Here is a 25358-nt window from a genome sequence, read left to right as displayed (position 1 = left end):
GCACCGATATTCGAGTGGAAACCCGCGATGGGCTATCGCGCTTCCCAAAAGCCTATTTTGACCAGTTTGCTCCCGTCACGGCGCTCGACATGGTGCAACGTATTCCCGGCTTTTCCCTGTCCGACGGTGATACCAGCCGTCGCGGCCTGGGCGACAGCTTCGGCAACGTCTTGATCAATGGCACCCGGCCATCGAACAAATCCCTGTCCCTGAGCACGGTCCTGCAACGCATTCCCATCGCCGATGTCGAACGGTTGGAACTGATCCAGGAGGCCTTGCCTGAATACAATATGCGCGGCCATTCGCGGTTGGTGAATGTCATCCTGGTCGAGGGTGCCGGCAATTCCGGCTCGTTCGATGCGCGCGCGCTGCTCTCGGCGTCCGGTCGACTGGGCCCGCGCGGGATCATTTCCTACGCCACCGTGGTGGGCCCGGTCGAGCTCACTTTCGGGCTCGACACCGGCATCTCCGGCACCCGGATCCGCCGCCGCAGCGTGTTCAATGATGCCAATGAGACGCTGCTCGAAAGCCAACGCGACAATGATCAGCGCCAATATCGGGAATTTCAGCCGTCGTTTTCGCTCAACTGGCTGATCGACGATGCGTCAAGTCTGCGTGTCGATCTCCAGGGCACGGTGTGGGACTGGCATCGCACCCAGGTCTCCTTCATCGACGCGCCGGCAACGGGTGGACTGGCTCCACTGCGCTACGAACAGAACCAGACCGAAAATCAGGGCAATTCCTATCAGGGGTCAGCGACCTATAATTACGATCTCGGCGATACGCTCTCACTTCAAACGATGGGGTTGCTACGACGCGAGAGCTGGGATGACGGGCCGGAAGCGTATGAAACCTACGATCCCGACGCTGGATTTCTGGGGTCCATCATCGTCTCTGGCGCTGGCGATTACGAGGAGACCGCCTTACGCCAGACGCTGGCCTGGACTCCCGACGCGCGCCACACGGTTGAATTCGGTGCCGAGATCGCGGTCAATGCTCGCGATACCAGTCTCGCCCTGTTCGAAAATGATGGCGTCACCATCACCCCCATCGTCCTCCCGGTCGCCAATACCCGCGTGGAGGAAACGCGCAGCGAAATCTTCGTCAACCATACCTGGACGATCAATGAGCGGCTCAGCCTTGAGAGCGGGCTGCGCTATGAGTTTTCGGAGATCGTCCAGACCGGCGATGCGGAACAATCGCGCTCCTTCGCTTATCCCAAGCCAAGCGTGACGCTGAACTGGCGTCAGGACGACCTTAACCGCCTGCGCTTCACGGCGCGGCGTGATGTTGCCCAGCTGGATTTCGGCAAATTCGCCAGCTCCGTCGATATTGCCGACAATAACGCCACCCTCGGCAATCCCGACTATGTGCCCCAACGCACCTGGACGCTCGAAACCGAATGGGAACGCCGCTTTGGCGATGAAGGCTCACTCTCCCTCCAGGTTGGCTATGACTGGATTGAGGATCTCGACGGCTGGGTCCCCATCACCACGCCGACCGGCGTATTCGATGCACCGGGCAATATCGGAGATGGCACCAATCTGCGCGTCACCGGCAATCTGACGACCCCGCTCGACAGCATCGGCCTGTCGAATGCCGTGATCGACATCTTTGCCGAGTGGTACAATACCAATGTCACCGATCCGCTGACCGGCGAGGACACGCCGTTCTCGGGAACGCGCGAATGGGAGTTTGCGCTGGATTTCCGCCAGACCTTTCCCGAGCTCCAGCTTGCCTGGGGCTGGGATTATCACTGGGTCACCGATGGCGAGGTTTTCCGGGCCCGGGAATATCGCCGCTACGGCAATACTGACGGGGATCTCGATCTCTATATTGAGACCACGCGTTGGGGCGGCGTCACCACGCGGCTCGGAGTCGATGCTGTGATCAATAATGGCGACGACCGGGAACGGGTCTTCTATGCCGGCTCCAGGGCCGCCGGCGTGGTCACTGGGACCGAGTATCGCAATGAAAGCGCGGGTTCGACCTGGTATCTGCAAGTGCGCGGTACGTTTTGAGTCAGAATTACAGAATAGATAAGTCACCAACTTGCGCACAAGGCATAAATTTTGGAAATCTTTCTGATTGAATATTAGTAACGATTCGAAACTTATCCTTTTCATTACATTATACCTTCGGTAGAATTACCAATATTTACATTGATTGCGAGAAATGTCCCAACTACTCCTGAGTTCATCGCTATGGGGGCGCGCAATCATTGTGGGGACACATGAAAACATATTTGAAATCAGCGGCCAGCGGCACAGCGCTGCTGGCCTGCCTTATCTTTGCGGGTTTCAGCGAGGCACAGGACGCCAATCCGGAAAACCCGCCAGGAACAATCGAATTCCGCAACGGCATCTCGGTATATCGCAATGACTATTTTGAACCCTTCTCGCCGGTCACGGCGCTGGACATGGTCTCGCGGGTTCCCGGATTCTCCGTGTCTAACGGCAATACCGGTCGGCGGGGCCTCGGCGACAGCTTCGGCAATGTGCTGATCAACGGCGCCCGCCCGTCGAATAAATCACTCTCCCTGGGCACCGTCCTGCAGCGCATTCCGATCAGCGACGTCGACCATATCGAGCTCATCTCTGAAGCCTTGCCGGAATACAATATGCGCGGTTATGCGCGGCTGGTGAACGTCATTCTCGTTGAGGGCGCCGGCAATTCGGGGTCATGGGATGCGCAGTTGAGCCTGTCAGAATCCGGCCGCCTCGGTCCTCAAGCGAATATTTCCTGGGCCCGGGTCGTTGGGCCCGTGGACATAACTTTCGGACTTTTTGCCACCAGTTCCGGCAACCTCGCCCGCCGTCGAAGAACAATGTTCGACGCTGCGGACACCCTGACCGAAATTCAACACGACAATGACCAGCAAGCCTACCGCGAGGCTACGCCATCCTTCTCGCTCAACTGGCAGATCGATGACCGCTCGAACCTGCGTTTCGACATCGAAGGCACACTATGGCGGTGGGCGAACCAGCAAGTCTCCTTTATCGACGCGCCGGCAGGCACGGGGGTTACCCCCCTTCGATACGAGCAGAACGCAACGGATAACCACGGCAATTCCTACTTCGCGTCTGCGACCTATGCGGTCGAATTCAGCGACACCCTGTCGAGCCAGACCATGGGCCTACTACGCCGCAGCACATCGGATAATGGCCCCGAGATCAATGAGGCCTATGACCCGGCAAGCGGGTTTCTCGGTGCCATCATCGTCAATAGCGGCGGCGATTCCGGCGAGACGGCGCTGCGGCAAACGCTGATCTGGACTCCCAATGACCGCAACACGGTCGAATTCGGGGGCGAGATCGCGGTCAATACAAGCGATAACAATCTGGCCCTGTTCCAGGATGACGGCACCACTGTGACGCCTATTGTCTTGCCGGTCGCCTCAACTCGCGTGGAAGAGACGCGCAGCGAGATCTTCGTCAATGACACCTGGACGATCAGCGACCAGTTCAGCCTGGAGAGCGGACTGCGCTATGAATTCTCCGAAATCGTCCAGACCGGCGATGCGGAACAATCCCGCTCCTTCGCCTACCCCAAGCCGAGCGTGACGCTGAACTGGCGCCGCGACGAGCATAATCGTGTGCGCTTCACGGCGCAGCGTGATGTCGCCCAGCTGGATTTCGGCAAATTCGCCAGCTCGGTCGATATCGCCGATAACAACGCCACCATTGGCAATCCGGATTATGTGCCTCAGCGCACCTGGACGCTCGAGACGGAGTGGGAACGCCGCTTTGGCGACGACGCCTCTTTCTCGTTGCAGCTGGGCTATGACTGGATCGAAGATCTCGACGGCTGGATCCCGGTCACCACCGCTGACGGCGTGTACGATGCGCCGGGCAATATTGGCGATGGCACCAATCTGCGCCTCAGCGCCAATCTGACGACACCGATGGACCGGGTCGGCCTCTCAAACGCCGTGCTCGATGCCTCAGCCGCGTGGTACAATACCAATGTCACCGATCCGCTGACGGGCGCAGACCGCCCATTCTCCGGCTATCGCGACTGGGAGTTCGGACTGGTCTACCGCCAGACCTTCCCGGCACAGCAATTGGCTTGGGGCTGGGAATCGCACTGGGCCTCGGACAGCGAAGTCTTCCGCGCCCAGGAATACCGTCGCCAAGGCTATACCGACGGCGATTTGAGCCTCTATATCGAGACGACACGTTGGGGCGGCGTCACAACCCGGCTCGGCGTCGATGGCCTGACCAATAATGGTGATGACCGGAAACGGGTCTTCTATACCGGCTCCAGGGCCGACGGCATTATTGCGGGAACCGAATATCGCAATGAAAACTATGGTGCGACCTGGTATCTGCGGGCGCGCGGCACCTTCTGAAGCTTGGCCGGATAACTGAGGGGCGGGTCGCCATCGCAGGCGCTCACGACGCGTTCACGTCTTCGAGAGCCATTCCGCCGAAACTGGTGCCAGCCTTGGTTCAAGGCTAGCATTGGTCATCCCGGCGGGAGGTGAAAACCCGCCCCTCATTTCCCACGCCCAGGCGGGCTGCAGGAGCATTTCGATGTCACACCGCAACCATCTTGGCCCCGCCCCGGCAGCCATAATTTGCCGCCGGACCCGACAGTCGCTACTGGCCGGCCTCGCGGTGCTCACGCTGTCCAGTGCTGCCCTCGCGGAACCCGTGGTTCTGGAGCGCGCGCCGAGCGGGCATTTGATCGTCGAAGTCGAGATTGGTGCCGGCGGCCCCTACATCTTCCTGCTCGATACCGGTGCCAGCAGTACGGCGATATCGCAACCGATCGCCGAAACGCTCGGCTTCCAATCGGTGTGGGAAGATTATGGCGATGTCCAATCGCTGACCGCGCGGTTCTCGGCCGAACATTTCACCTTGCAGGATCTTCGCTTCGCCGGCTTGGCACCGATCTCGCTCGACAGTGTCATCATCCCCGTCGATGGGGCGGAAGTCCGTCCGGTCGCGGGTCTATTGGGCGCCGATGCGATCCCGACAGCGCGCTATTCGGTCGATTTCGCCAACGCCACGCTGACCCTCGACGCCAATACCCCCGAGCACGCCGACGGCTACGTCAATTCCCAGAACCTGCTCCTCGGACAAGCTGAACTCGGCCAAGGCATGCACGGCGTCCGCGTGATGATCGATTCCGGAAGTGCCCGCACGCTGATCAATGAAAGGCTGCGCACCCAGGTCCAGCACCGCGCCGGCGGTGTCACCTATAATATTGATGGCGTGGCGAGTCGTCTGCCAAGCGATACCGGGGTGGAAGCCCAGCCCGTCCTGCTGCGTGGGCTGGAACTGGGCGGGCTATGCCGAAATTCGGTGCTCGCCCTACAGGCCGATCTCGACATTTTCGAAGCGCTCGATTGGGGCAATATGCCCGCCATGGTGATCGGGATGGATGTGCTGCAATACGCCACCATCACCGTCGACCGCGAAGCCGGTACATTCGAGATCAGCGCCACAAACGCGAACGATGCCTGCCGCGGCGAACGGGCGCGAGGCCTGGTGCCGGAGCAGGATGCTACGAGGTAGCCTCCGCCGCCAGACAAAGAAAAGGCCGCAGAGCGCTTGCTCCGCGGCCTCTCTTTTGTCTGCCAGTCCGGTGCCTATGGGGCGCCAGACGTGCGGTCCATCGACGGTCCACCGGCTTCGGTTTCTGTCGGATGGGGCGTCATCGTGCCATCCGCATCGCCCATCAGCTTCTTGATGATCGGCGAAATCAGCAGCATCACGACAGCAACACCCATCGCAATCATCCCGACCTGGGAATAGATCTGGATATAGGTCGCCTTGGCAGCCGCGACGTCGGTCAACTGACCGCCGATGGTCTCGGCACCTGTTGATGACGCGATGACGCCTGCAAGGAAGTTGGACAGGCCCGAATACAGGAACCAGGCGCCCATCGTCATGCCCACGACCGCGGGCGGAGCCAGTTTGGTGACTGCCGACAAGCCAACCGGGGAGAGCATCAGCTCACCCATGGTGTGGATCCAGTAGATCAGGAAGACAAAGTAGACGGCGGTCATACCTGTGGAGCCGCTGACGCCCATCCCGCCGACCAGAGCATAAAAGCCCAGGCCCGCCATGAACACGCCCAGCGCAAACTTTACAGGCGTTGAAGGATTGCGGCCGCGCTTGGCGAGCCAAATCCAGAGCCACGCCATGATCGGCGCGAAAATGAAGATGAAGCCGGCATTCAACCCCTGGAAGACAGGCGCTGGCACGGAGATACCAAACATGGTGCGATCCACAAGACGGTCCGTAAAGAGGCTCAGGGACGAACCGGCCTGCTCGAACAGGGCCCAGAACGGGATCTGCGCCAGCACAAAGTAAATCGCCGCAAACATCTTGCCACGTTCCGCACCCTTGGTCTGGAAAATCGCATAACCAACCAGCACCACGAACATGAGAATGCCCAGCGGCCCGAGAATTCCGCCCATATACTGCGGATTCATCACGGCCAGCATGGCCGTCGCGATAATGCCGAGACCGGCCAGATAGCAGGCCATTTCAACATTGACGGGTCCGAAGACCTTTTCCTTCAGCTTTGCGGGATTCGGTGGCTCGGCGCGCCCCTCCAGCCAGCTCTGAAAGATGAGGAAGGTGAACAGGCCCAGCAGCATGCCGATGCCGGCAAGGCCGAAACCCCAATTCCAACCATAGGCAATCCCGATCCAGCCGACCGTGACCGAGGCCAGGAAGGCGCCGAGATTGATCCCCATATAGAAAATGGTGAAGCCGGAATCCCGTCGTGTGTCGCCGAGATTATAGAGCGCGCCGACAATGGTGGAGATATTGGCTTTCAGGAAACCAACGCCGGCGATAATCAGCGCCAGCGCGAAGTAGAGAACATTGACGAAGAACGGGTCCTGCTCGACATGAGTCATGTCGCTGGAGAAGGGCAGTTCAGCTGGCAGGCCAACGGCATCCGGGTCAGCGATCACGAGGCGCGTACCCTCATCTTCGAAACTGATCAGGGACTGGCCCGTCTCGGAGACGATCATCTGATTGGCATCGCCGCCCCTGCCGTCGAGGGTGAACTCGTAGGACGCCCCGTCATAGGTGAAAATCTCCTGGGATCCCTGCCCCTCGAACGCCATCATCCCGTGTCCGAAGACGAGGAGAATTGCCCCAAAGGTGACGGCTTTTCGTTGCCCGAGATAACGGTCAGCGAGCGTGCCGCCGATGATCGTCATGACATAGACCAGGGCTGTGTAAGCCCCGTAGATCAGTGTCGAGCGTTCATCCGAAAACAGGAAGTGTTGAGTCAGATAGATGACCAGAAGGCCGCGCATTCCGTAATAGGAAAAGCGCTCCCACATCTCGGTCATGAAGAGAATTGCCAACCCCTTGGGGTGGCCGAAAAATGATGTGTCCGTCGATGCCGCAATTGGCGTGGCAGTGGTATCAGTCACGCAAGCCTCCCCTTTTCCCGCTTGATGCGGGCCCATTTCTGGCGCGCAATTGACCACGCGAAGGCGCAAGGCTCAAGCGTCACCTGCCGCTTGGGTCATTCATCTAGATTACAAATCAATGTGAAGCGGGCGAAAACTCAGTAGGCGCACTCGGTGAAGACCGGCTCGATAGAGCCTTTCCACTCGCCCTTGAAGCGTTCGATCAGGTGATCGGCGCGCGTCAGGCCCGAAACGGCGATTTCGTCGAGCTCGTCGAGGAAATGCGCTTCATTCTCGCCATAGCTGTTGAGACGGCCCCGCGCATTCAGCCCCGCCCGGGAAATCGCGAGCACTTCACGCGCCAGATCCTGCATTGGACGATCACCGTCATAACCCGCGCGCATGCCGTGTACGGCAGCAGCCAGGCGCAAACCTTCGCGATGATCGGCTGACCAACCCTTGACCAGATCCCAAGCGGCATCGAGCGCCGTGTCGTCATATAGCAGCCCGACCCAGAAAGCCGGCAAAGCGCAGAGCGTGTTCCACGGCCCACTATCAGCGCCGCGCATTTCCAGGAAGGTCTTCAAGCGCACTTCCGGGAACATGGTGCCGATATGGTCTTCCCAATCGCTGATGACCGGCTTTTCGCCCGGCAGGGCCGGCAAGCGGCCGTCGAGGAAATCCCGGAAGCTCTGGCCGGTGGCGTCGAGATATTTGCCGCCACGTTTGACGAAATACATCGGCACGTCGAGCACCCAGTCGACATAGCGCTGAAAGCTCATGCCCTCCTCGAAGACGAAGGGCAGCATGCCGGTGCGATTGCGGTCGGTATCGGTCCAGACATGGCCGCGATAGGAGAGATAGCCGTTCAGCCCGCCATCCTTGAAGGGGGAATTGGCAAACAGGGCGGTCGCCAGCGGCTGCAGCGCCAGCGAGACGCGGAATTTCTTGATCATGTCGGCTTCGCTGGAGAAGTCGAGATTGGTCTGGACAGTGCAGGAGCGGAACATCATCTGATGCCCCATCGTGCCGACCTTGGGCATATACGCCTTCATCAGCCCGTAGCGGGCCTTCGGCATCATCGGCGTTTCTTCCAGCGACCATTTTGGCGAGAAACCCAAACCCAGAAAGCCGGCACCGATTTCGTCGGCAACTTCGCGCACTTCCGACAAGTGGCCATTCACTTCGGCACAAGTCTCGTGCACGGTTTCAAGCGGCGCACCGGAGAGTTCAAACTGACCGCCCGGCTCCAGAGTGATCGAGGCGGCATTGCGCTTGAGCGCGACCAGCTTGCCGTCTTCCTCGACACGCTCCCAACCGAAGCGGGCCAGGCCCTCCAGCATTTTCTTGACGCTCGGACCATCGCTCTCATAGGGAATTGGCGTGTGGTCCTTCAGCGCAAAGCCGAATTTCTCGTGCTCGGTGCCGATCCTGAACGCGTCGCGTGGCTTGCAACCACTGGCAAGATAGGCGGCCAGTTGGTCGAGATGTTCGATGGGGGCACCTTCGCCGCCCTGGTTATACGTGCCGCTCATGCCAAGGCCCCCATCGCGGAACAAACCGCGCCAAACAATCTCTGTGTCAAATATGGAGGTGGAGGGCATTGAACAAGGGCAAGTCTCTGCGTTTCACGCCGACGTGAGACTCAGCCCCAATCACCGAGGCTGGCCTGCCACAGCGACAGCGCTGCGATCACAGCTGTCTCGGCACGTAAAATGCGCGGGCCAAGCGAGACAGCGCGAACAAAATCGAGCTGGCGCAATTGCGTGCGTTCTTCTGGTGAAAACCCGCCCTCGGGCCCAATCAACAGCGCTGCCGGCCCGGCCTCGCCAGCGTTCAGCACGTCCAACATCGGACGAGCCCGGCCCTCCTGCCCGCCCCAGGCGGTCCCGTCCTCATCGCCATCGCCCGCTTCGTCGCAATAATACAGCGTCCGCGCCGGATCCCAGCCCTCAAGGACGCGCTCGAGACGCGCCAGCGGCGCAATCAATGGCAGGTCGAGACGTTCGGTCTGCTCTGCGGCTTCCTTGGCGATGATGTGAAAACGCTCCGGCTTGATTCGATCGGCCTGGCTGCGCCGTGTTGAAACCGGGTGGATTTCGCGCACGCCCAACTCGGTCGCCTTCTCGACGATCAGATCGGTCTTCTGCCGCTTGACCGGCGCGAACAACAGCCACAAATCCGGCACGCTTGCCTGCGGCCGTGTCTGGGCGATCAGCGCCAACGTAGCGCCCTTGCGATGTGCGTTGCTGATCCGGGCCGACCATTCGCCGTCGCGGCCATTGAACAGACGCACACTATCGCCCTCGCCGCGCCGCATCACATTGAGGACGTAGTGCGTGTCCTCCCGGCTCAGCGCGAGATGGGCCGCCGGAGCGAAGGGGCAATCGAGGAAAAGGCGCGGATCGGTCGACATGCCCTTGGCTTTGGCGGCACTGCGTCTTGCCGTCAAGCCTGCCTTGAATTGGTCGCGCGGCTTTGCCACACCTTTGCGGATGCAATTGAATTTCGATCGGCGAGTCGCAGACTCCATTCCAAGCAGCTGGGTAGATCATGCGCCGGTGGCGCTGCGCCCCTATTTGCGTCTGGCGCGCTATGATCGCCCGATCGGATTCTGGCTGCTCGGCCTGCCGTGCGTGCACGGGTTGATGCTGGCGCGGATCGGCCAAGGCCTGGGCTGGATCGACCTCTGGTATCTGGTGCTGTTTGCGCTTGGCACCGTCGCCATGCGCGGCGCCGGCTGCACCTATAATGACATTGTCGACCGCGAGCTCGACGCCCGCGTTGCCCGTACCGCCAGCCGGCCCTTGCCGGCCGGAACGGTAACGCTGAAACAGGCTTGGATTTTCGTCGCGGCACAATGCGCAGTCGGCCTAATCGTTTTGATCCAGTTCCCGCTGCTGGCGATCGGGGTCGGTCTGGCCTCGCTGCTGCTGGTCGCGGCCTACCCGTTCATGAAACGGATCACATGGTGGCCGCAGGCCTGGCTCGGCTTGACTTTCAATTGGGGGATACCCGTCGCCTATGTCGCCGCGACCGGCAGGATCGACCTCACCATGCTGATCCTCTACGCAGCGGGCATTTGCTGGACGCTGGGCTATGACACGATCTATGCGCACCAGGACGGCGAGGACGACGCGCTGGTTGGCGTCAAGTCCACGGCGCGCCTGTTCGGCGAAAGCTCCCAGGTCTGGGTCGCCGGATTTTACGGCCTCAATGCGGTCCTGATCGGCATCGCGATTTGGCTCAGCGGCGCGACGCCCTGGGTCGTGATCCCTTACGCGCTCTATACGGCGCATCTGTTCAACCAGGTCCGCAAGCTCGACATCGAGAATGGCGATCAATGCCTGGCGATCTTCAAATCCAACCGCACGACCGGCCTGTTGCTCGCAGCGACACTGGCGCTCGCCGCCCTGCTTTGAAGCGGGCGCCTCCCGCCGCGCCAGATTAAATCTTGGTTATGTCCATTTGACCCAAAGCCCGCTTGGGGCTTTGATGTCGGCCAGCCAGATTTTAATCGAAGCGTGGGGAAAACATGACAATCTATCGAGGCTTGGCAGCGAGTTGCGCCGCCCTTCTCCTCGCCGCGTGCCAGCCGGCGGACCCCGTCACAGGGACTGACAGCGCGGCCGGTGATGCTGCAGTCACGCACGACACCAGCTTCCAGGTCGATGTCAGTTACTACCGGCTCGACAATGGTTTACGTGTCGTGCTGTCGGAAGATCACAGCGTGCCGACAGCAACGGTAGGCGTCTATTACGGCGTCGGTTTCCGCAATGAGCCGCAGGGCCGCACCGGCTTTGCCCATTTGTTTGAGCACCTGATGTTCCAAGGCTCGGCCAATCTGCCGCACGGCGCCTTCGACAATCTGATCTACGGCTCGGGCGGGGTGAATAATGGCTCGACCCGGTATGATTTCACGAATTACTACGAGGTCGTGCCGTCAAACGCGCTGCAGGCAATCCTGTGGGCAGAGGCTGACCGGATGGCGGCACCCAATCTCAACGAAGCCCAGCTCGACAATCAGCGCGAAGTCGTGCGCAACGAAGTCTTCGTCAATGTCATCAACCAGCCCTATGGCGGCTGGATCTGGATTGACTTGCCGATGGCGGCCAATGAGAACTGGCATAACGCGCATAATTTCTACGGCGACCTGAGCGATCTCGACGCCGCCAGCCTCGAAGACGCACAGAGCTTTTTTGACACCTATTACGCGCCCAATAACGCCGTCCTCGTCGTCGCCGGCGATATCGACAAGGGCGAGACGCTGGCCTGGATCGAAGACATGTTTGCGCCGATTGAAGCCGGCGCACCCCTGCCCGAGATCGACACCAGCGAGCCGCGCCAGAATGCCGAGAAATTTGATGTCCTCGAAGACGCGCTCGCCAATCAGCCGGCCTTGGCGGTCGGCTATCACATGCCCGATCGCGGCACGCCGGAATATTACGCCATGACGGTGCTCGACCAATTGCTGCTGCAGGGCGATGATAGCCTGTTGACCGCCTCGCTGGTCAATCAGGAAGGCTTCGCCTCCGGCGTATTCGGCGGCATCAATATGCTCGGCAATGCCTTCAATTATGACGGGCCAATGCTGTGGACGGTCGGGCTCATCCACGACAGCGAGTTCAGCGTCAGCGAAGTGATGGATACGCTCGACACCACAATCGAAGGCGTGCGCACCGATCTCGTCAGCGAAGTCGATGTCGAACGGGCGCGCACCAAGCTGCTCGCCGATTTCTATTCGACAGTCGACACCGGAACCCGTTTCGGCTTGGTCGACCTTCTCGCCTCCTTCGCCATGTTCGATGACGATCCCGAGCGGATCAACCGGATCACCGAAGGCTTCGAACAGGTGACGCCGGAGCTGATCCGCGCCACCGCCGAAGAGTTTCTTCGCCCGTCCAATCGCACCGTGCTCGAAGTCCGGCTCGCGCCAGACGATGCCGATGCGCCGGAATAACCAGGCCTTGATGGGAGCGAACACCATGATCAACACACTTTTCCGCGCGGCGCTCGCCGCCGCCAGCCTGGCCCTCCTGCCTGCGACCGCACTGGCCCAGGGCAGCGAGCAACCGCCCGTCGGCGCACCCAAGCCTTTCCACCTGCCGCAAACCCGCAGCTTCACGCTCGATAACGGCCTCGCCGTTACATTCATCCCCTATGGGCTGGCCCCGACGACGCGCATTTCGGTCCAGATCCGGGCCGGCAATATCGATGATGGCGACCGGACCTGGCTGGCTGATCTGACCGGAGCGATGATGGAAGAGGGCGCCGCCGGCCGTTCCAAGGAAGACCTTGCCACCGCGATCGCCGCGATGGGTGGTTCGGTCAATGTCGGGATTGGCTGGAATTCGTCTGGCGTCAGCACCAATGTGTTGTCGCAATACGCAGCCGATGCGACGGCCCTGCTCGCCTCCGTCGTGCGACAACCCAATTTTGACCCGGCCGAATTTGACCGCGTGCGCCAAAATCTGGTCCGCAATGTCGATATCCAGCGCGCCGAACCGGGTTCCATTGCCACGGAAGCCTTTCGCCGCATCCTGTTCGGTGATGGCCACCCCTATGGCCGCTCACTGCCGACCGAAGAGCAATTGCGCAGCTATACACTCGACGATGTGAGCGCCTTCTACGCCGCCAATTTTGGTGCCGGACGGACCCGCATCTATGTCGCCGGCCGCTTCGACGACGTGGAAATGGAAGCCGCGATCCGCGCCGCTTTCGGTGACTGGGCCCGCGGCGAGCCGGACCTGGCAGGCGGCACGGCGCCCCGGCACGGCCCGATCGTGCAATTGATCGACCGGCCCGGCGCACCGCAGACGACGCTTCGTCTCGGCTTCCCGGTGATGGCGATCGATGATCCCGACGCGCCGGCGATGACGGTGATGAATGCGATGCTCGGCGGATCCTTCACCTCGCGCCTGACCCGCAATTTGCGCGAAGACAAAGGCTATACCTACTCGCCTGGCTCGGGAACGACCTGGGTCATAGGCGGCGGGTTTTGGAGCTTCAATGCCGACGTGACCGCCTCCGAGACGGCACCGGCCCTGCGCGAGACCTTCATGGAAATCCGCAGGCTGCAGGACGAAACCCCGCCGCAAGCAGAAGCCAACAATATCCGCAACTGGCTGGCGGGGGTCTTCATCCTGCAAAACGCCTCGACGGGCGGGCTGATCGGCCAGCTCGCCAATCGTGACCTCTGGAACCTGCCGGCCGATTATCTCGACACTTACGTGCCGCGCATTCTCGCCGTCAGCGATGACGAAATTTCGCTGATGGCGCGCCAATATCTGCCGCTGGACGAGATGGTGCTGGTGCTGGTTGGCGATCTTTCCCTGATCGGCGACGAAGTCAGGGCCCTGCCCGAATTTCAGAATGCTCATATCATCACCGCATCGGACAACTGACAGACGCCGCAAATGGCATGGTGGCCGGGCCTTCGCGCCCGGCCATTTTGCGTTATACGCCGTCCATGACTGCAAGCCTCGACCCGATCGCCTTCGTGCGCGCGCACACCGTCCTGATGGCACCGCCCCTGGTGCCTGAAGTGCAATTGCATCTGGCCGTCGAGACGGTCGCGATCTGGGAGCAGACCGAGGAGGCCCTGGGTGCGATGGGCCTGCCACCGCCCTTCTGGGCCTTCGCCTGGGCTGGTGGGCAGGCGCTGGCACGCTATTGCCTCGACCATCCGCAGATCATCGCCGGCCGCCGCGTGCTCGACTTTGCCGCCGGTGGCGCCGTCTCGGGCATTGCTGCGATGCAGGCCGGGGCCGCCTCGGTGCTGGCCTGCGAACTGGATGCTTTTGCCATCGCGGCCATCGAGGCCAATGCGGCCGCCAATGCCGTTGCGCTGAAAACCCGGCTCGGCGATCTGGTTGGCAGCGATGAGGGCTGGGATGTCGTGCTCGCCGGCGATGTCTTCTACGAGGACGCACCGGCACGCCTGATCGGCGGCTGGCTACAAGATCTCGCGCGTCGCGGTGCCACCGTGTTGATCGGCGATCCGGGGCGTTCCTTCCTGCCCCAGGACCGGCTGGAAAAGCTGGCCGAATACACCGTTCCGGTCACCCGGGATCTGGAAGACCGCGAAGTGCGTTACGCCAAGGTCTGGAAATTCCGCTAGCCCCACTCCCCTGCCAGCCAGAATCACACCAGTTTCAGCCCCATGGCTCGTATCCGCGCTGTTGACCGGCGATTATTCCTTCTGCTCGAAATTGCGGCCCGGCGCCTCAACCGGGATGCCGATGCACGCCTGAAAGCCGAGGCTGGCGTCACTTCCGCCCAGGCGGCCGTGCTGTTCCTGCTCGCCCGACGCGGCGAGCGGCGTATGGGCGAGATCGGCGACATGCTGTCGCTCAACCCGCCAGCGGTGACAGGTCTGGTCAGCCGCATGCAAACCCTCGGACTGGTGAAAAAAAACGCCTCGAAAACCGATGGACGCTCGGCAGTGGTCTCGCTGACCGAGAAAGGTCGCGCCCTCGGCGATGCGGCCGATACCAGCCTGCGCGGCCTCAATACCGCGCTGGAATCCCGGCTCGGCGAAGACGACAGCAACATGCTCCACCGCGTCCTCACCCGCCTCGCCACAGAAGCCTGATCGCCAGCCCTGCTTGACGTATAGGTAAGCGTAAAAGCGTTAGCCAAGCGGCGGCGTCATGCTCTAGTGTGCGGCAAAATCAAATGGGAGACTGCGATGAGCGATCTGGTTCTGATCGAGGATGCCGATGGCATCCGCACGATACGCTTCAACCGCCCCGAGAAGAAAAACGCCCTGACGCGGGCCATGTACACCGCTGCCGCCACAGCGCTGGAGACCGGCGATGCGGATCCGGCGATCAAGGTTTTCATCATCGCTGGCGCCGGCGGTATCTTCACGGCCGGCAATGACATGGTCGATTTCATGCAGACCCCGCCAGCGCTCGGCGGCAGCGAGCTGCCGCCGGTCGGGCATTTCATGCAGGCCCTGCTCAACGTCACCAAGCCGGTCGTCGCGGCCGTCGACGGGCTCGCCATCGGCATTGGCGTCACCATGCTGATGCATTGCGATCTGGCCTATGCCTCGCCGCGCGCCACATTCAAGACCCCCTTTGTCGATCTCGCTTTGGCGCCGGAATACGGCTCCAGCCAGGTGATGCCGCGCATATTTGGCCATGTCATCGCCGCCGATCTACTGCTGCTCGGCTCGGTCTGGAATGCCGACAAGGCGGCGCGCCACGGGCTGATCAATGATGTCGCCGACGATGTCGAGGCCCTGGCCCGCGCCACCGCCGCCAAGCTCGCCGCCAAGGCGCCCGGCTCGCTGCGCGCCGCCAAGGCGTTGATGCGGCGCGCCCCCGAAGCCCTCGGTGAGCGCATGAATATGGAGAACGACCTGTTCGGCGAATTGCTGCGCTCGGAAGAATTCACCGAAGCGGCAACCGCCTTCATGGAACGCCGCAAACCGGACTTCTCCAAATTCGGCTGATTTGATCGTCTCAAGGGAGCAGGGCTTATGTTGCGTATCGTACTCGGCGCCAGCGGCGCTGTTCTGACAGCGGCCGTGGTGGCGCTCAACCTGTCCCCCATCGGCCAGATCTATCTGCCCTCCGCGACCGGCATCGTCGCCAAACAGATGTGCTCTTTGACCTGGGTCTCCGGTCTCGACCCGGATCAGGCCAAATCCCTCTACCTCGATCCCCTGCTCGGCGATGCCGGCAGCGTGTTGAGCTATTCGATGGACGAGGAGAGCCATGAGGTCAGCGCCTCACTGCTCGGCCTGTTCTGGACCCAGCGCGCGGTCTGGCGTGACGGGCTCGGCTGTACGCTGGTGCAGGGCGGGCATGGCTTCGATCCCGACCTGACAGTGCCCATCGCCCACGACTTCATCCCGATGCCGCTCGACACCGCCCACCGCGATACCTGGTTCGACACGGAAGCGCTGGACACAGCGATCGCCAGCGCCGTCGATGACAGCGCACAGAACAGCCACAACACACTCGGCATCGCTGTCCTGCATCAGGGCCATCTCGTCGCCGAATACTATGCGCCCGGCGCCAGCGCCGAGACCCGATTTCATGGCTGGTCAATGACCAAGAGCGTCATCGCAACGCTGGCCGGCAGCCTGGTCGAAGACGGCCTGCTGGATATCCGGGCCGAGGGCGATATCCCTGCCTTGGCCGCAGTCGGCGACCCGCAGCTCTCGGATATCACGATTGAGAGCCTGTTGCGGATGACCGGCGGGCTGGCCATCGCCGAGCTCAATAACGGCATGGACCCCAACTCGCAGATGCTGTTCACCCAGTGGGACATGCCGCATTTCGCCGCGACGCGCGAACGTCTCTATGCGCCCAGCGAGCACTGGCAATATATGAGTGGCAATACCATCCTCGCCGCCGACACGATGCAGCGCCGGCTCGGCGACAGCCTGCCCGAACAGATCACCGCGCTGCGGGCCCGCATTTTTGAACCGCTGGATATCTATTCCGCGATCATGGAGCCGGGCGAGAACGGCACCTTCCAGGGCTCGTCCTACATGTATGCCACGGCCCAGGACTGGGCCCGGTTGGGCCAGCTCTATCTCGATAATGGTGTCGCAAACGGCACCCGCATCCTGCCGGAAGGCTGGTATTCCATCGTCGCAGAACCCACGCCCCATTCGGGCGGCGGCTATGGGATGGGCTTCTGGCTGCCGACCGAGGCGACCGGCCTGCCGCGGGAAACCATTATGATGAGCGGATTCCAGGGCCAGTGGGGCTATGTCATGCCCGAGCAGGAGCTGGTGATTGTGCGCTTTGGCGCCACGGTCGGCGTCAGTTCGCGTTCTGGCCGACTGGCGCGTGAGATCGTCGCCTCGCTGCGGCCGCCGCTGGCGGCACAACCGGACGCGACAGCCACGCAACTCACCGGGGATCAGCCCGGCTAAGCCCCGGCGGCACACACCAGCGGCGGCGATTCAGCGACCAGGCCGGTGGCGATGACGGTGCGGACGTGAGTCCGCACCTCACCGGCGGTCGGGACATGGCTGCGAAGGCTTTGGAGCAAGGTGTGATTGGCCCGGCCGCGGCGCGGCGTGCCGACGGACCAGGTCTGGTAGTCCCGCTTTGATAGCGGCACCAATTCGAGACGTTGCGGGTCAGCGTGGCGCGGGTCATTGGCGATGGATTGCCAGAAGTCTTCCAGCGCATCGCGCCGACCTTCCAGCACTTCCAGGAACCAGCCACGATCCCAGATCAGGGCGCCGGTCATATGGCCGTCAGTGCTCGTCTTCATGCAACAGGCCAGAATACTGCCCAGATCGCCATTCAGCGCCCCGACGCCAAGATCGACCCGGGCCTTCGAGACCATCACTGCTCTGTGCAACATCATAAACGCGACCCGTGCCAATTTCCGTTCGCTGCTGACTAGCGAGAAGTCTTGAAGGCTTCGTCTCGGCAATCGGGATAATTTCAATCAAACAAGGCTAAAAACCGAGACATGCTTGGTATTCTAACCGGACCGACGGTGGCAAAGGCCCGCCGCAAATCAGCTTTTTCGCCCGGCCCAGCGCGGATGCGGCGCATCGCGCACTGGCAATTTGTGCAGCGAAGAGGCAGTTTCAACACAAGGTGCAAGCGAGACTGAGACATGGCCTATAAATCCCTGCGCGACTTCATCGACCAGCTTGAACGCGACGGCGATCTCGTGCGCATCACGACGCAGGTCTCGACCGATCTGGAGATCACCGAGATCCACAAGCGCACGCTGCACGCCGGCGGCCCGGCGCTATTGTTCGAGAATGTCGTCAATGAGCACGGCGTCAAAAGCGAGATGCCGGTTCTGGTCAATCTGTTCGGCACGGTGCGCCGCGTCGCCCAAGCGGTGACGCTCGGCGGCAAGCCGCGCTCGACGGCCGGAGAGCTGCGCGAGGTCGGTGAATTGCTCGCCTTCCTGCGCCAGCCCGAACCGCCCGCCGACCTCAAGGGCGCCATCGACATGTTGCCCCTGGCCAAAACCGTGCTGTCGATGAAGCCAAAAACCGTGAAGTCCGCGCCTTGCCAGGATGTCGTGCTGACCGGCGATGAGATCGATCTCGACCGTCTGCCGATCCAGACCTGCTGGCCGGGCGAGCCCGCACCGCTGATCACCTGGCCGCTGGTCGTCACCAAGGGGCCCTCATCCGACAAGCAGGATGACTATAATCTCGGCATTTACCGCATGCAGAAGCTGGGCAAGGACCGCACTTTGATGCGCTGGCTCAAGCATCGCGGCGGGGCCCAGCATTTCGCCCGCTGGAAAGACAAGAAGCCCGATCCCCTGCCCTGCGCCGTCGTGCTCGGTGCCGATCCCGGCACCATTCTCGCCGCCGTCACGCCGATCCCCGACACGCTGTCGGAATACCAGTTCGCCGGTATCCTGCGTGGCCAGAAGGTCGAGCTGGTCGATTGCAAGACCGTGCCGCTGAAAGTGCCCGCCGAGGCCGAGATCGTGCTCGAAGGCCATGTCATGCTCGACGAATATGGGCCCGAAGGCCCCTATGGCGACCACACGGGATACTATAATTCCGTCGAGCATTTCCCGGTCTTCAGGATCAGCGCCATCACCATGCGCAAGGATCCGATCTATCTGTCCACCTATACCGGCCGTCCGCCGGACGAGCCGTCCGTGCTCGGCGAAGCCCTCAACGAGGTCTTCATCCCGCTGCTGCAACAGCAATATCCGGAAATCCTCGATTTCTGGCTGCCGCCCGAGGGCTGTTCCTACCGCATCGCCGTCATCTCGATGAAGAAGGCCTATGCCGGCCATGCCAAGCGCGTGATGATGGGCGCCTGGTCCTTCCTGCGCCAGTTCATGTACACCAAATGGATCATCGTCGTGGACGCGGACATCAACCCGCGCGACTGGAAAGACGTGATGTGGGCCGTGAGCACACGCATGGACCCGGCCCGCGACATCGTCACCGTCGAAAACACCCCGATCGACTATCTGGATTTCGCCTCGCCGGTCTCCGGGCTCGGCAGCAAGATCGGGCTCGATGCGACCAACAAGATCGGAAACGAGACCAAGCGTGAATGGGGCGCGCTGCTGGATATGGATGATGCGACGAAGGCCAAGGTGGATGCGATGTGGGGGGAGTTGGGGCTTTAGCCGAATTTCACTTCGCCTTCCCAAACCGGCGTACCCGCGACGAACAGACAGCGCCGGTCGGCAGCGGTGAGAACTCGGCGACGGCACTGCGCAGTGGCCATCCGGATTCTGCGGCGGCGCTTGATCCGCTGAAGGACGTCCGCGCCTCAAGAATAATTTCATCGCCCTCTCGCCGGATACGTCCGGCCAGATCGAAGACCCTGTCATAAAAGCCTATCGGTACCGGGAGGCTTTCCAGCACAATTCCGGAGCTTCGATCCTCAATCGAAACATGAAGATGGGAGGGTTCCGGAAACACACCGATCGTCACGGCTGCGCGCAGAATGGAGTCCTTCAACTTTGACTCCAGAACGGTGAAACGAATGGAATCCCCCACCGCTTCGACATATCTGCAGGCGGCCTCGATCCGTTCCTTGTCTTGCGGGCAGAGCGCACACAATGCCTCACATGTCCGGGTCCGGCCCAGGCTCAACGCGTCCGGTATGTTCGGAAACTGCCGAGGAACGCCAACGCTCACATAGCGGTGCCACCAGAACGCTGCGATGTCGGAATACACGACATCGCCGGCGTTCACCGAGGGGGAGAACAGAAGGTAGAGCGAGTGGTATGCGCCGAGCGAGATGCCTTCAGTGTTGAGCCAGAATGCCAGGCGCCGCCCGAATGCATCCAGCTCGAAATCCCTGAGGTAGCTGTTTTGGCCACCAAGGAAATAGCGTATGTCGGAAATCAGCGATGGATCACCGGTCTGGGTCATGGTCGCTCCACTTGGCATTGACGCGCACCATCAACGGGCATGCCTGCCCGTGGGTCAAGACCGGGGGCGCTTGTGCTCAACACGCCGGAGATTACCGCTTCGTCCCTGTGCCAATTGCCGCATCGCAATCCCGCGTCATTTCGGGCAAACTAGACGTCACCGCTCCCTACACTCAGGACCGCGCCCATGCCCCCCGTCAAGATCGCCTATTATTCCGACCTGCTCTGCGTCTGGGCCTATATCGGGCAGCGGCGGCTGGATCAGCTGGTCGCCGACTTCGGTGCACAAATAGAATTCGAGCCGCATTTCTGTTCCGTCTTCCCCGATGCCTGGGGCAAGATCGAGGGGGCCAAGGGGTTTGAGGGGTTCAATGCGCATTTGCGCGAGGTGGTGGGGTCATTTCCCCATGTTGAACTACATCCGCGCGTCTGGCTCGATGCACAGCCGCGCTCCTCGGCCAGTGCGCATCTATTCGTCAAGGCGATCGAGTTGATCGAGGCGGAGGATGGCCAGGCGCCGGGCTGGGCTGATCGCGCCTCGACCAAAGCCGCCTGGGCGCTGCGCTGCGCCTTCTTCCAGCATGGCCGTGATATTTCCAGCTTTGCGGTCCAGTGCTCGATTTCCGACGAGCTCGGCGTTGAGTGCAGCCGGATCGAGGAGAAACTCTGCTCCTCCGAAGCCTTGACGGCGCTGCTGCGCGACTACCAGATCTGCAGCGACCAGGGCATCAAGGGCAGCCCGACCTTTGTGATGAATGAGGGCCGCCAGCGCCTGTTCGGCAATGTCGGCTACCGGCTGATCGAGGCGAATGTACATGAATTGCTGCGCAATCCACCGGCGAATCAAGCCAGCTGGTGCTGAAGCGGCCGGGGTTGCACGCCCAGATTCACCACACCTAATTTCCCCGGACTTGTTCCGGGGCCTGCCGGAGGAGAATACAGCCAGCTTGCCAACAAATGGCCGGCCCCGGAATTCGCTGCGCTCCTCCGGGGGAAGTGGTGTGCTTGGGGAGGCGTCGTATTCGCTCCTTATCCAGCATCCAAGCTACAAAATATCGTCATCCCAGCGCAGGCTGGGACCCAGATTCACGCACCGGCATCTATTTGATGTAGCGCCAATTTTCGCTCGCCTCCGCTCTACGAACTGGGTCCCAGCCTGCGCTGGGATGACGATTTATCGGTCAGTTTATCCCCACCCCCCAAACCTGCGCGCATACTTCAGCTGTTCCGGTCGCACGGGAGGCGTGAGCTCAGTCATTTGCGGCGATCGGGAGAGTGGAGCTCGTCCGGGCGGAGGTTTGACAGCCCAAGTTCCGGTGAGGCCATGATTGGGGAAGAGCGGCATCAGGGCTCGACCGTGCATCCCTGAATATTTCGAGACGGGGGCCGCAAGGCGTCCGACCAAATCTCCCATCTTTTCCAGGAAGAATTGGTGGGACGTCACGGATGTCACACTCAACTCAACTTCAACTCCGGAATCCGCCGGCGTCCCACACACCTCCCATCGCGAGGTGACCCCTTATCCCTCCAGCGGCAAGCCGCGTGGAGATTTTGGTGCAACGTGAAATGGGGACAGGTATATTTAACGCGCCCGCTCCACGGCGCTTGGCGGGCACACCGGACAGATTGCGCGTTAAATATACCTGTCCCCATTTTCGCCCCGCGCTGCCGAGCCGCTCTTGCGAAACTCGCAACAGCACGCTTCTATGGTTATATATTCGACAAATACCGGACAAAACGATGGAATTTCACCGCACCAAGCGCCTTCCGCCTTATGTTTTCGAAGAAGTCAATCGCCTCAAGGCCCAATTGCGGGCAAAAGGCGCTGACATCATCGATTTCGGCATGGGCAATCCGGATCTGCCGACCCCGGCGCATGTCCTGGCCAAGCTCAAGGAGACGGCTGACAAGCCGCACACGAATGGCTATTCCGCTTCGCGCGGCATCCCCGGCCTGCGCAAGGCGCAGGCGCGCTATTACAAGCGGCGCTTTGATGTCGAGCTCGACCCCGATAGCGAGGTCATCGTCACGCTGGGCTCCAAAGAGGGCTTCGCCAATCTGGCCCAGGCGATCACGGCACCCGGCGACGTCGTGCTGGCGCCCAGCCCGTCCTATCCGATCCACACATTCGGATTTCTGATTGCCGGCGGCACGATCCGGCATGTCAACGCGGCCTCACCGGATGAGTATCTGCGCGGGCTCAAGCATGCAGTGAGGCATACGGTTCCCAAGCCGATTGCCGTGGTGGTGTGTTATCCCTCCAACCCCACCGCACAGACCGCCACACTGGATTTCTATAAACAGGTGGTCGAATTCGCGAGAGAGCACGATCTCTTCATCCTGTCGGATCTGGCCTATGCCGAGGTCTATTTCGGCGATACGCCGACCCCGTCCATGCTGCAGATCGAGGGCGCCAAGGAACGGACAATCGAATTTACCTCGATGTCCAAGACCTATTCGATGGCCGGATTCCGGGTCGGCTTCGCGGCCGGCTCACCGCGCCTCGTCGCCGCGCTGGCGCGGGTCAAATCCTATCTCGATTACGGCGCCTATACGCCGGTTCAGGTCGCCGCCTGTGCCGCGCTCGACGGGCCGCAGGACTGCGTCGACGAGATGCGGGCGATCTACAAGCATCGCCGCGATGTGTTGGTGGAGAGCTTCGGCCGGATCGGTTGGAAAATCCCGGTGCCCGAGGCTTCGATGTTCGCCTGGGCGCCCTTGCCGGACGGATGCGAGGCGATGGGCTCGCTGGAATTTGCCAAGCAATTGATGGAAGAGGCCGGCGTCGCCGTCGCGCCGGGGATTGGTTTCGGCGAGCATGGCGAGGGTTATGTGCGTCTGGCCCTGGTCGAGAACGAGCAACGCATCCGCCAAGCGGCACGCGGGGTTGGCGAGTTCCTGAAAACCCGCCAACCCGCTATTCGCGCTGTGTAAATTCTAGAAGTAGTGCGTGACGCTGGTCGAGTGCGACCAGCTTCCGCCTGCCCGTGAACGGGAGCGGCGGCGGCGCATGCGCGATTGCATCACGGCGCGGGCATCGTCGAGCGAGGGCAGATCCTTGGCGCCGGCCGCGAGTTCATCGCGGTGAGCGACGAAATCATCATAGGCTTCAAGCTCGGGCGCCAAGGCATTGGAGACCAGCTCGATCATGATCGCATCGTCGATATAGCCAATGCCGGGCGTCGAATCGGGGATCAGATCGTCCGGATCGGCGAAATAGGCAAGCGCATCGAGGACGCGCTTGCGATCGTCACCGGCCAGACGCCAGTCGGCATCGCGCAGCATCGCGACCAGCGGGCCGAGCTGCGCGATCCGATCGCGAACAAAGGTCGGCGGATTGGCGGCCATCGCCTGCTGGCTCATCGCTGCCACGCCCTCGAGGATGACGGCTTCGTCATCGGCGGCGCGCGCATCGCGGGCCTTGGCGAGCCGGGCCCGGAAGAAATCCAGATCGGCTTCGCTCAGCTCGAACTCGACCTTGAGCGCGGTTTGGGTAGGAGCGGACATCAATTCAACCTCATCATTAGCCGACCTGGAAAAAGGGGCCGGTCGGCTAGGCCCGAATCAGGGACCGGACTGGCCCCCCCATGTGACGCAAGATTCCACATGACGAAAATTGCGCAAGCGGTATTGGGCTGAACTCAGTCCCCCGCGAACCAGCCGAAGCGCAGATTCTCGTAGACAACGCCGTCAATCGTCAACACGCCTTCCAACACGGCCTCGTCAGTGCTTCCGGAAGCCTCGGCAGCGAGGATCAGCTCGCGGCGATACCGACCGCGAAAGCTGACCACGCCCAATTCGTCGGACACCGCATCGAAGGCGATACTGTCGGATGTGACAACAAGATCGCCGGGCCAGACCCTGAGCCGGCGCGCATAACCGCCGCCGATCTCGCCCTGGACCCATTCACTGGTCGGGTCGGAGAAATCGAAGGCGGCCGGCGGGTATTCGGTGGCCTGGTGGTCAGCCACCCAGGGGTCCACCTCCCAGTCGGAGCCGAGATAGAAGGTTTCCAGCACCCAATCGCCGGCCCGAACCGGTGGATCCTGCAATGGCATGTAATAGCCGAACAGCGCCGTGCCCGGCTGGTGTTGGCCCGACGCCGCAGTCTGCGTTGCGGGCGCTGCCGTCGGGGCAGCAGCCGCCTCGAGGAAGAGCTGGTAATCGGTGGCGCTCTGTTCGGGAATCTCCTCCATCGGCGTGTGGCCGACGCCGGGATAGGTCACCGTCTGGGCTTGGGGTATGGCCTCGGCAAACTCCCCCGCCAGCGAAATCGGGACCAGATGGTCGTCCTCGCCCCACATGATCAAGACCGGCATCGTCAGGCTTGCCGCCTGATTGAACGCGTCGAGCGAATAGGCCATTTGTGCGCGTTCCAGCGTTGCATCACGATTGCCGGGGTGCCGGATCAGTTCGTAATAGCGATCAATCATCGGCTCGGTGACAACAGTCTGATCGGAGAAGGCGTCACGCAAGGCCTGCTCGACCAGGGGACGCGGCAGGAAGTTCTTGAGCGCCCGCGCGATCTGCGGATTGGCCGTCAGCGTGTAGATGAAGGGCGTCTCCTTGTCCGGATCAGCTGGCGGCCAGGGCGCACCGGAGGCGTCGATCAAAGCCAGACTGATCAAGCGCTCGGGATGGGCGACCGCATAGTTCAGCGCGATGGCGCCGCCGCGTGAATTGCCGGCGAGATTAAACTGTTCAATCCCCAGAAATGCCCGCACTTCCTCGACAATGCCGGCGGCGCGCTCAATCGAATAATCGCCGTCATTGGTCGCACCGGTCAGCCCGTGACCGGGCATGTCGATCGAGACCACGCGCCATTGCTCGCCGAGCAATCCGGCCCAACGCTCCCAAGTCTGCAGCGAGGCATTGGAGCCATGGATCAGGAAAACTGCGGGGCAGTCCGCACAGCCTTCATCGCGCATATGCACGGTGACGCCCGAGGACAGCTGCACGAATTGCGATGGCGGCTGACCGTATTTGGCGACGAGTTCATCATGGGGAATATCCGGCGCCCAGCCCCACCAGATAAGGCCGCCAATCGCCAGCACGGCGAGCCCCAGGATCGTCGCGATCAGGCGCAGGATGAATGTCATGAATGTCCCCGATATTTTCCTGC

Annotated in this window: 20 protein-coding genes; 13 read left to right on the top strand and 7 right to left on the bottom strand. The window is 61.6% G+C overall.

Features of this window, described 5'->3' with window-relative positions:
- Positions 1-14 precede the first annotated feature (14 nt).
- The 3 genes from AAC029_RS01195 to AAC029_RS01185 all read left to right on the top strand — a co-directional run bounded on the left by AAC029_RS01195 (position 15) and on the right by AAC029_RS01185 (position 5522).
- Positions 15-2021 carry a TonB-dependent receptor gene (locus tag AAC029_RS01195; protein ID WP_339743052.1) on the top strand — a complete coding sequence of 669 codons (2007 nt, stop codon included), beginning with the start codon at positions 15-17 and terminating at the stop codon, positions 2019-2021.
- Between the two features lie 212 nt (positions 2022-2233).
- The gene (locus tag AAC029_RS01190; protein ID WP_339743050.1) at positions 2234-4351 is read left to right on the top strand and encodes a TonB-dependent receptor; all 2118 of its coding nucleotides are present in this window, start codon (positions 2234-2236) and stop codon (positions 4349-4351) included.
- A 184-nt stretch (positions 4352-4535) separates the two neighbouring features.
- On the top strand, positions 4536-5522 hold the full coding sequence (locus AAC029_RS01185; protein ID WP_339743047.1) for a retropepsin-like aspartic protease: 987 nt from the start codon (positions 4536-4538) through the stop codon (positions 5520-5522).
- A 74-nt stretch (positions 5523-5596) separates the two neighbouring features.
- Here the strand turns inward: AAC029_RS01185 and AAC029_RS01180 are convergent, their stop codons facing one another.
- The 3 genes from AAC029_RS01180 to AAC029_RS01170 form a co-directional block, all read right to left on the bottom strand.
- Positions 5597-7405: a peptide MFS transporter gene (locus AAC029_RS01180; protein WP_339743045.1), complete on the bottom strand. Its 1809-nt coding sequence runs from the start codon at positions 7403-7405 to the stop codon at positions 5597-5599.
- A gap of 137 nt (positions 7406-7542) precedes the next feature.
- The gene (locus AAC029_RS01175) at positions 7543-8919 is read right to left on the bottom strand and encodes a glutamate--cysteine ligase (protein ID WP_339743042.1); all 1377 of its coding nucleotides are present in this window, start codon (positions 8917-8919) and stop codon (positions 7543-7545) included.
- 110 nt (positions 8920-9029) lie between these two features.
- Entirely contained in the window at positions 9030-9800 is a 771-nt protein-coding gene (locus tag AAC029_RS01170) for a 16S rRNA (uracil(1498)-N(3))-methyltransferase (protein ID WP_339743039.1), read from the bottom strand.
- Between AAC029_RS01170 and ubiA the strand changes: the two genes are divergently transcribed.
- The 7 genes from ubiA (at position 9799) to AAC029_RS01135 (ending at position 17282) form a co-directional block, all read left to right on the top strand.
- The gene (gene ubiA / locus AAC029_RS01165) at positions 9799-10806 is read left to right on the top strand and encodes a 4-hydroxybenzoate octaprenyltransferase (protein ID WP_339743036.1); all 1008 of its coding nucleotides are present in this window, start codon (positions 9799-9801) and stop codon (positions 10804-10806) included. The genes AAC029_RS01170 and ubiA overlap by 2 nt on opposite strands.
- A gap of 113 nt (positions 10807-10919) precedes the next feature.
- The gene (locus AAC029_RS01160; RefSeq protein ID WP_339743033.1) at positions 10920-12344 is read left to right on the top strand and encodes a pitrilysin family protein; all 1425 of its coding nucleotides are present in this window, start codon (positions 10920-10922) and stop codon (positions 12342-12344) included.
- A gap of 25 nt (positions 12345-12369) precedes the next feature.
- The gene (locus tag AAC029_RS01155) at positions 12370-13788 is read left to right on the top strand and encodes a pitrilysin family protein (RefSeq protein WP_339743031.1); all 1419 of its coding nucleotides are present in this window, start codon (positions 12370-12372) and stop codon (positions 13786-13788) included.
- A 65-nt stretch (positions 13789-13853) separates the two neighbouring features.
- Positions 13854-14504 carry a 50S ribosomal protein L11 methyltransferase gene (locus AAC029_RS01150; protein ID WP_339743028.1) on the top strand — a complete coding sequence of 217 codons (651 nt, stop codon included), beginning with the start codon at positions 13854-13856 and terminating at the stop codon, positions 14502-14504.
- Between the two features lie 42 nt (positions 14505-14546).
- The gene (locus AAC029_RS01145; protein ID WP_339743025.1) at positions 14547-14978 is read left to right on the top strand and encodes a MarR family winged helix-turn-helix transcriptional regulator; all 432 of its coding nucleotides are present in this window, start codon (positions 14547-14549) and stop codon (positions 14976-14978) included.
- 96 nt (positions 14979-15074) lie between these two features.
- The gene (locus AAC029_RS01140; protein ID WP_339743023.1) at positions 15075-15845 is read left to right on the top strand and encodes an enoyl-CoA hydratase; all 771 of its coding nucleotides are present in this window, start codon (positions 15075-15077) and stop codon (positions 15843-15845) included.
- A gap of 27 nt (positions 15846-15872) precedes the next feature.
- Positions 15873-17282: a serine hydrolase gene (locus tag AAC029_RS01135; RefSeq protein ID WP_339743020.1), complete on the top strand. Its 1410-nt coding sequence runs from the start codon at positions 15873-15875 to the stop codon at positions 17280-17282.
- Here AAC029_RS01135 and AAC029_RS01130 read toward each other — a convergent pair.
- Positions 17279-17725, bottom strand: coding sequence for a BLUF domain-containing protein (locus tag AAC029_RS01130; protein ID WP_339743017.1), 447 nt, complete (start codon positions 17723-17725; stop codon positions 17279-17281). The genes AAC029_RS01135 and AAC029_RS01130 overlap by 4 nt on opposite strands.
- A gap of 258 nt (positions 17726-17983) precedes the next feature.
- Between AAC029_RS01130 and AAC029_RS01125 the strand changes: the two genes are divergently transcribed.
- On the top strand, positions 17984-19483 hold the full coding sequence (locus AAC029_RS01125; RefSeq protein ID WP_339743014.1) for a UbiD family decarboxylase: 1500 nt from the start codon (positions 17984-17986) through the stop codon (positions 19481-19483).
- 7 nt (positions 19484-19490) lie between these two features.
- Here the strand turns inward: AAC029_RS01125 and AAC029_RS01120 are convergent, their stop codons facing one another.
- Positions 19491-20237 (bottom strand): hypothetical protein, encoded by a 747-nt coding sequence (locus tag AAC029_RS01120; protein ID WP_339743012.1) that lies wholly within the window; start codon positions 20235-20237, stop codon positions 19491-19493.
- Positions 20238-20423: 186 nt separating this feature from the next.
- Here AAC029_RS01120 and AAC029_RS01115 point away from each other — a divergent pair, with 186 nt between their 5' ends.
- Complete coding sequence (locus AAC029_RS01115) at positions 20424-21098, top strand: hypothetical protein (RefSeq protein ID WP_339743008.1); 675 nt, start codon at positions 20424-20426, stop codon at positions 21096-21098.
- Positions 21099-21976: 878 nt separating this feature from the next.
- A complete protein-coding gene (locus tag AAC029_RS01110; RefSeq protein WP_339743005.1) occupies positions 21977-23170 on the top strand; it encodes an LL-diaminopimelate aminotransferase in 1194 nt (397 codons plus the stop codon).
- Positions 23171-23173: 3 nt separating this feature from the next.
- On the opposite strand, the gene AAC029_RS01105 is transcribed toward AAC029_RS01110, so the two are convergent.
- Together AAC029_RS01105 and AAC029_RS01100 are read right to left on the bottom strand one after the other, a co-directional pair.
- Positions 23174-23743: a DUF1232 domain-containing protein gene (locus AAC029_RS01105; protein WP_339743003.1), complete on the bottom strand. Its 570-nt coding sequence runs from the start codon at positions 23741-23743 to the stop codon at positions 23174-23176.
- A gap of 134 nt (positions 23744-23877) precedes the next feature.
- Positions 23878-25335: an alpha/beta hydrolase gene (locus AAC029_RS01100; protein ID WP_339743001.1), complete on the bottom strand. Its 1458-nt coding sequence runs from the start codon at positions 25333-25335 to the stop codon at positions 23878-23880.
- Positions 25336-25358 lie beyond the last annotated feature (23 nt).

The organism is uncultured Maricaulis sp. (genome assembly GCF_963975345.1).
In the GTDB taxonomy this organism is placed as follows: Bacteria; Pseudomonadota; Alphaproteobacteria; order Caulobacterales; family Maricaulaceae; genus Maricaulis.
The sequence above is the reverse complement of the archived record's forward strand: the minus strand, read 5'-3'. Positions and strand labels throughout refer to the sequence as shown.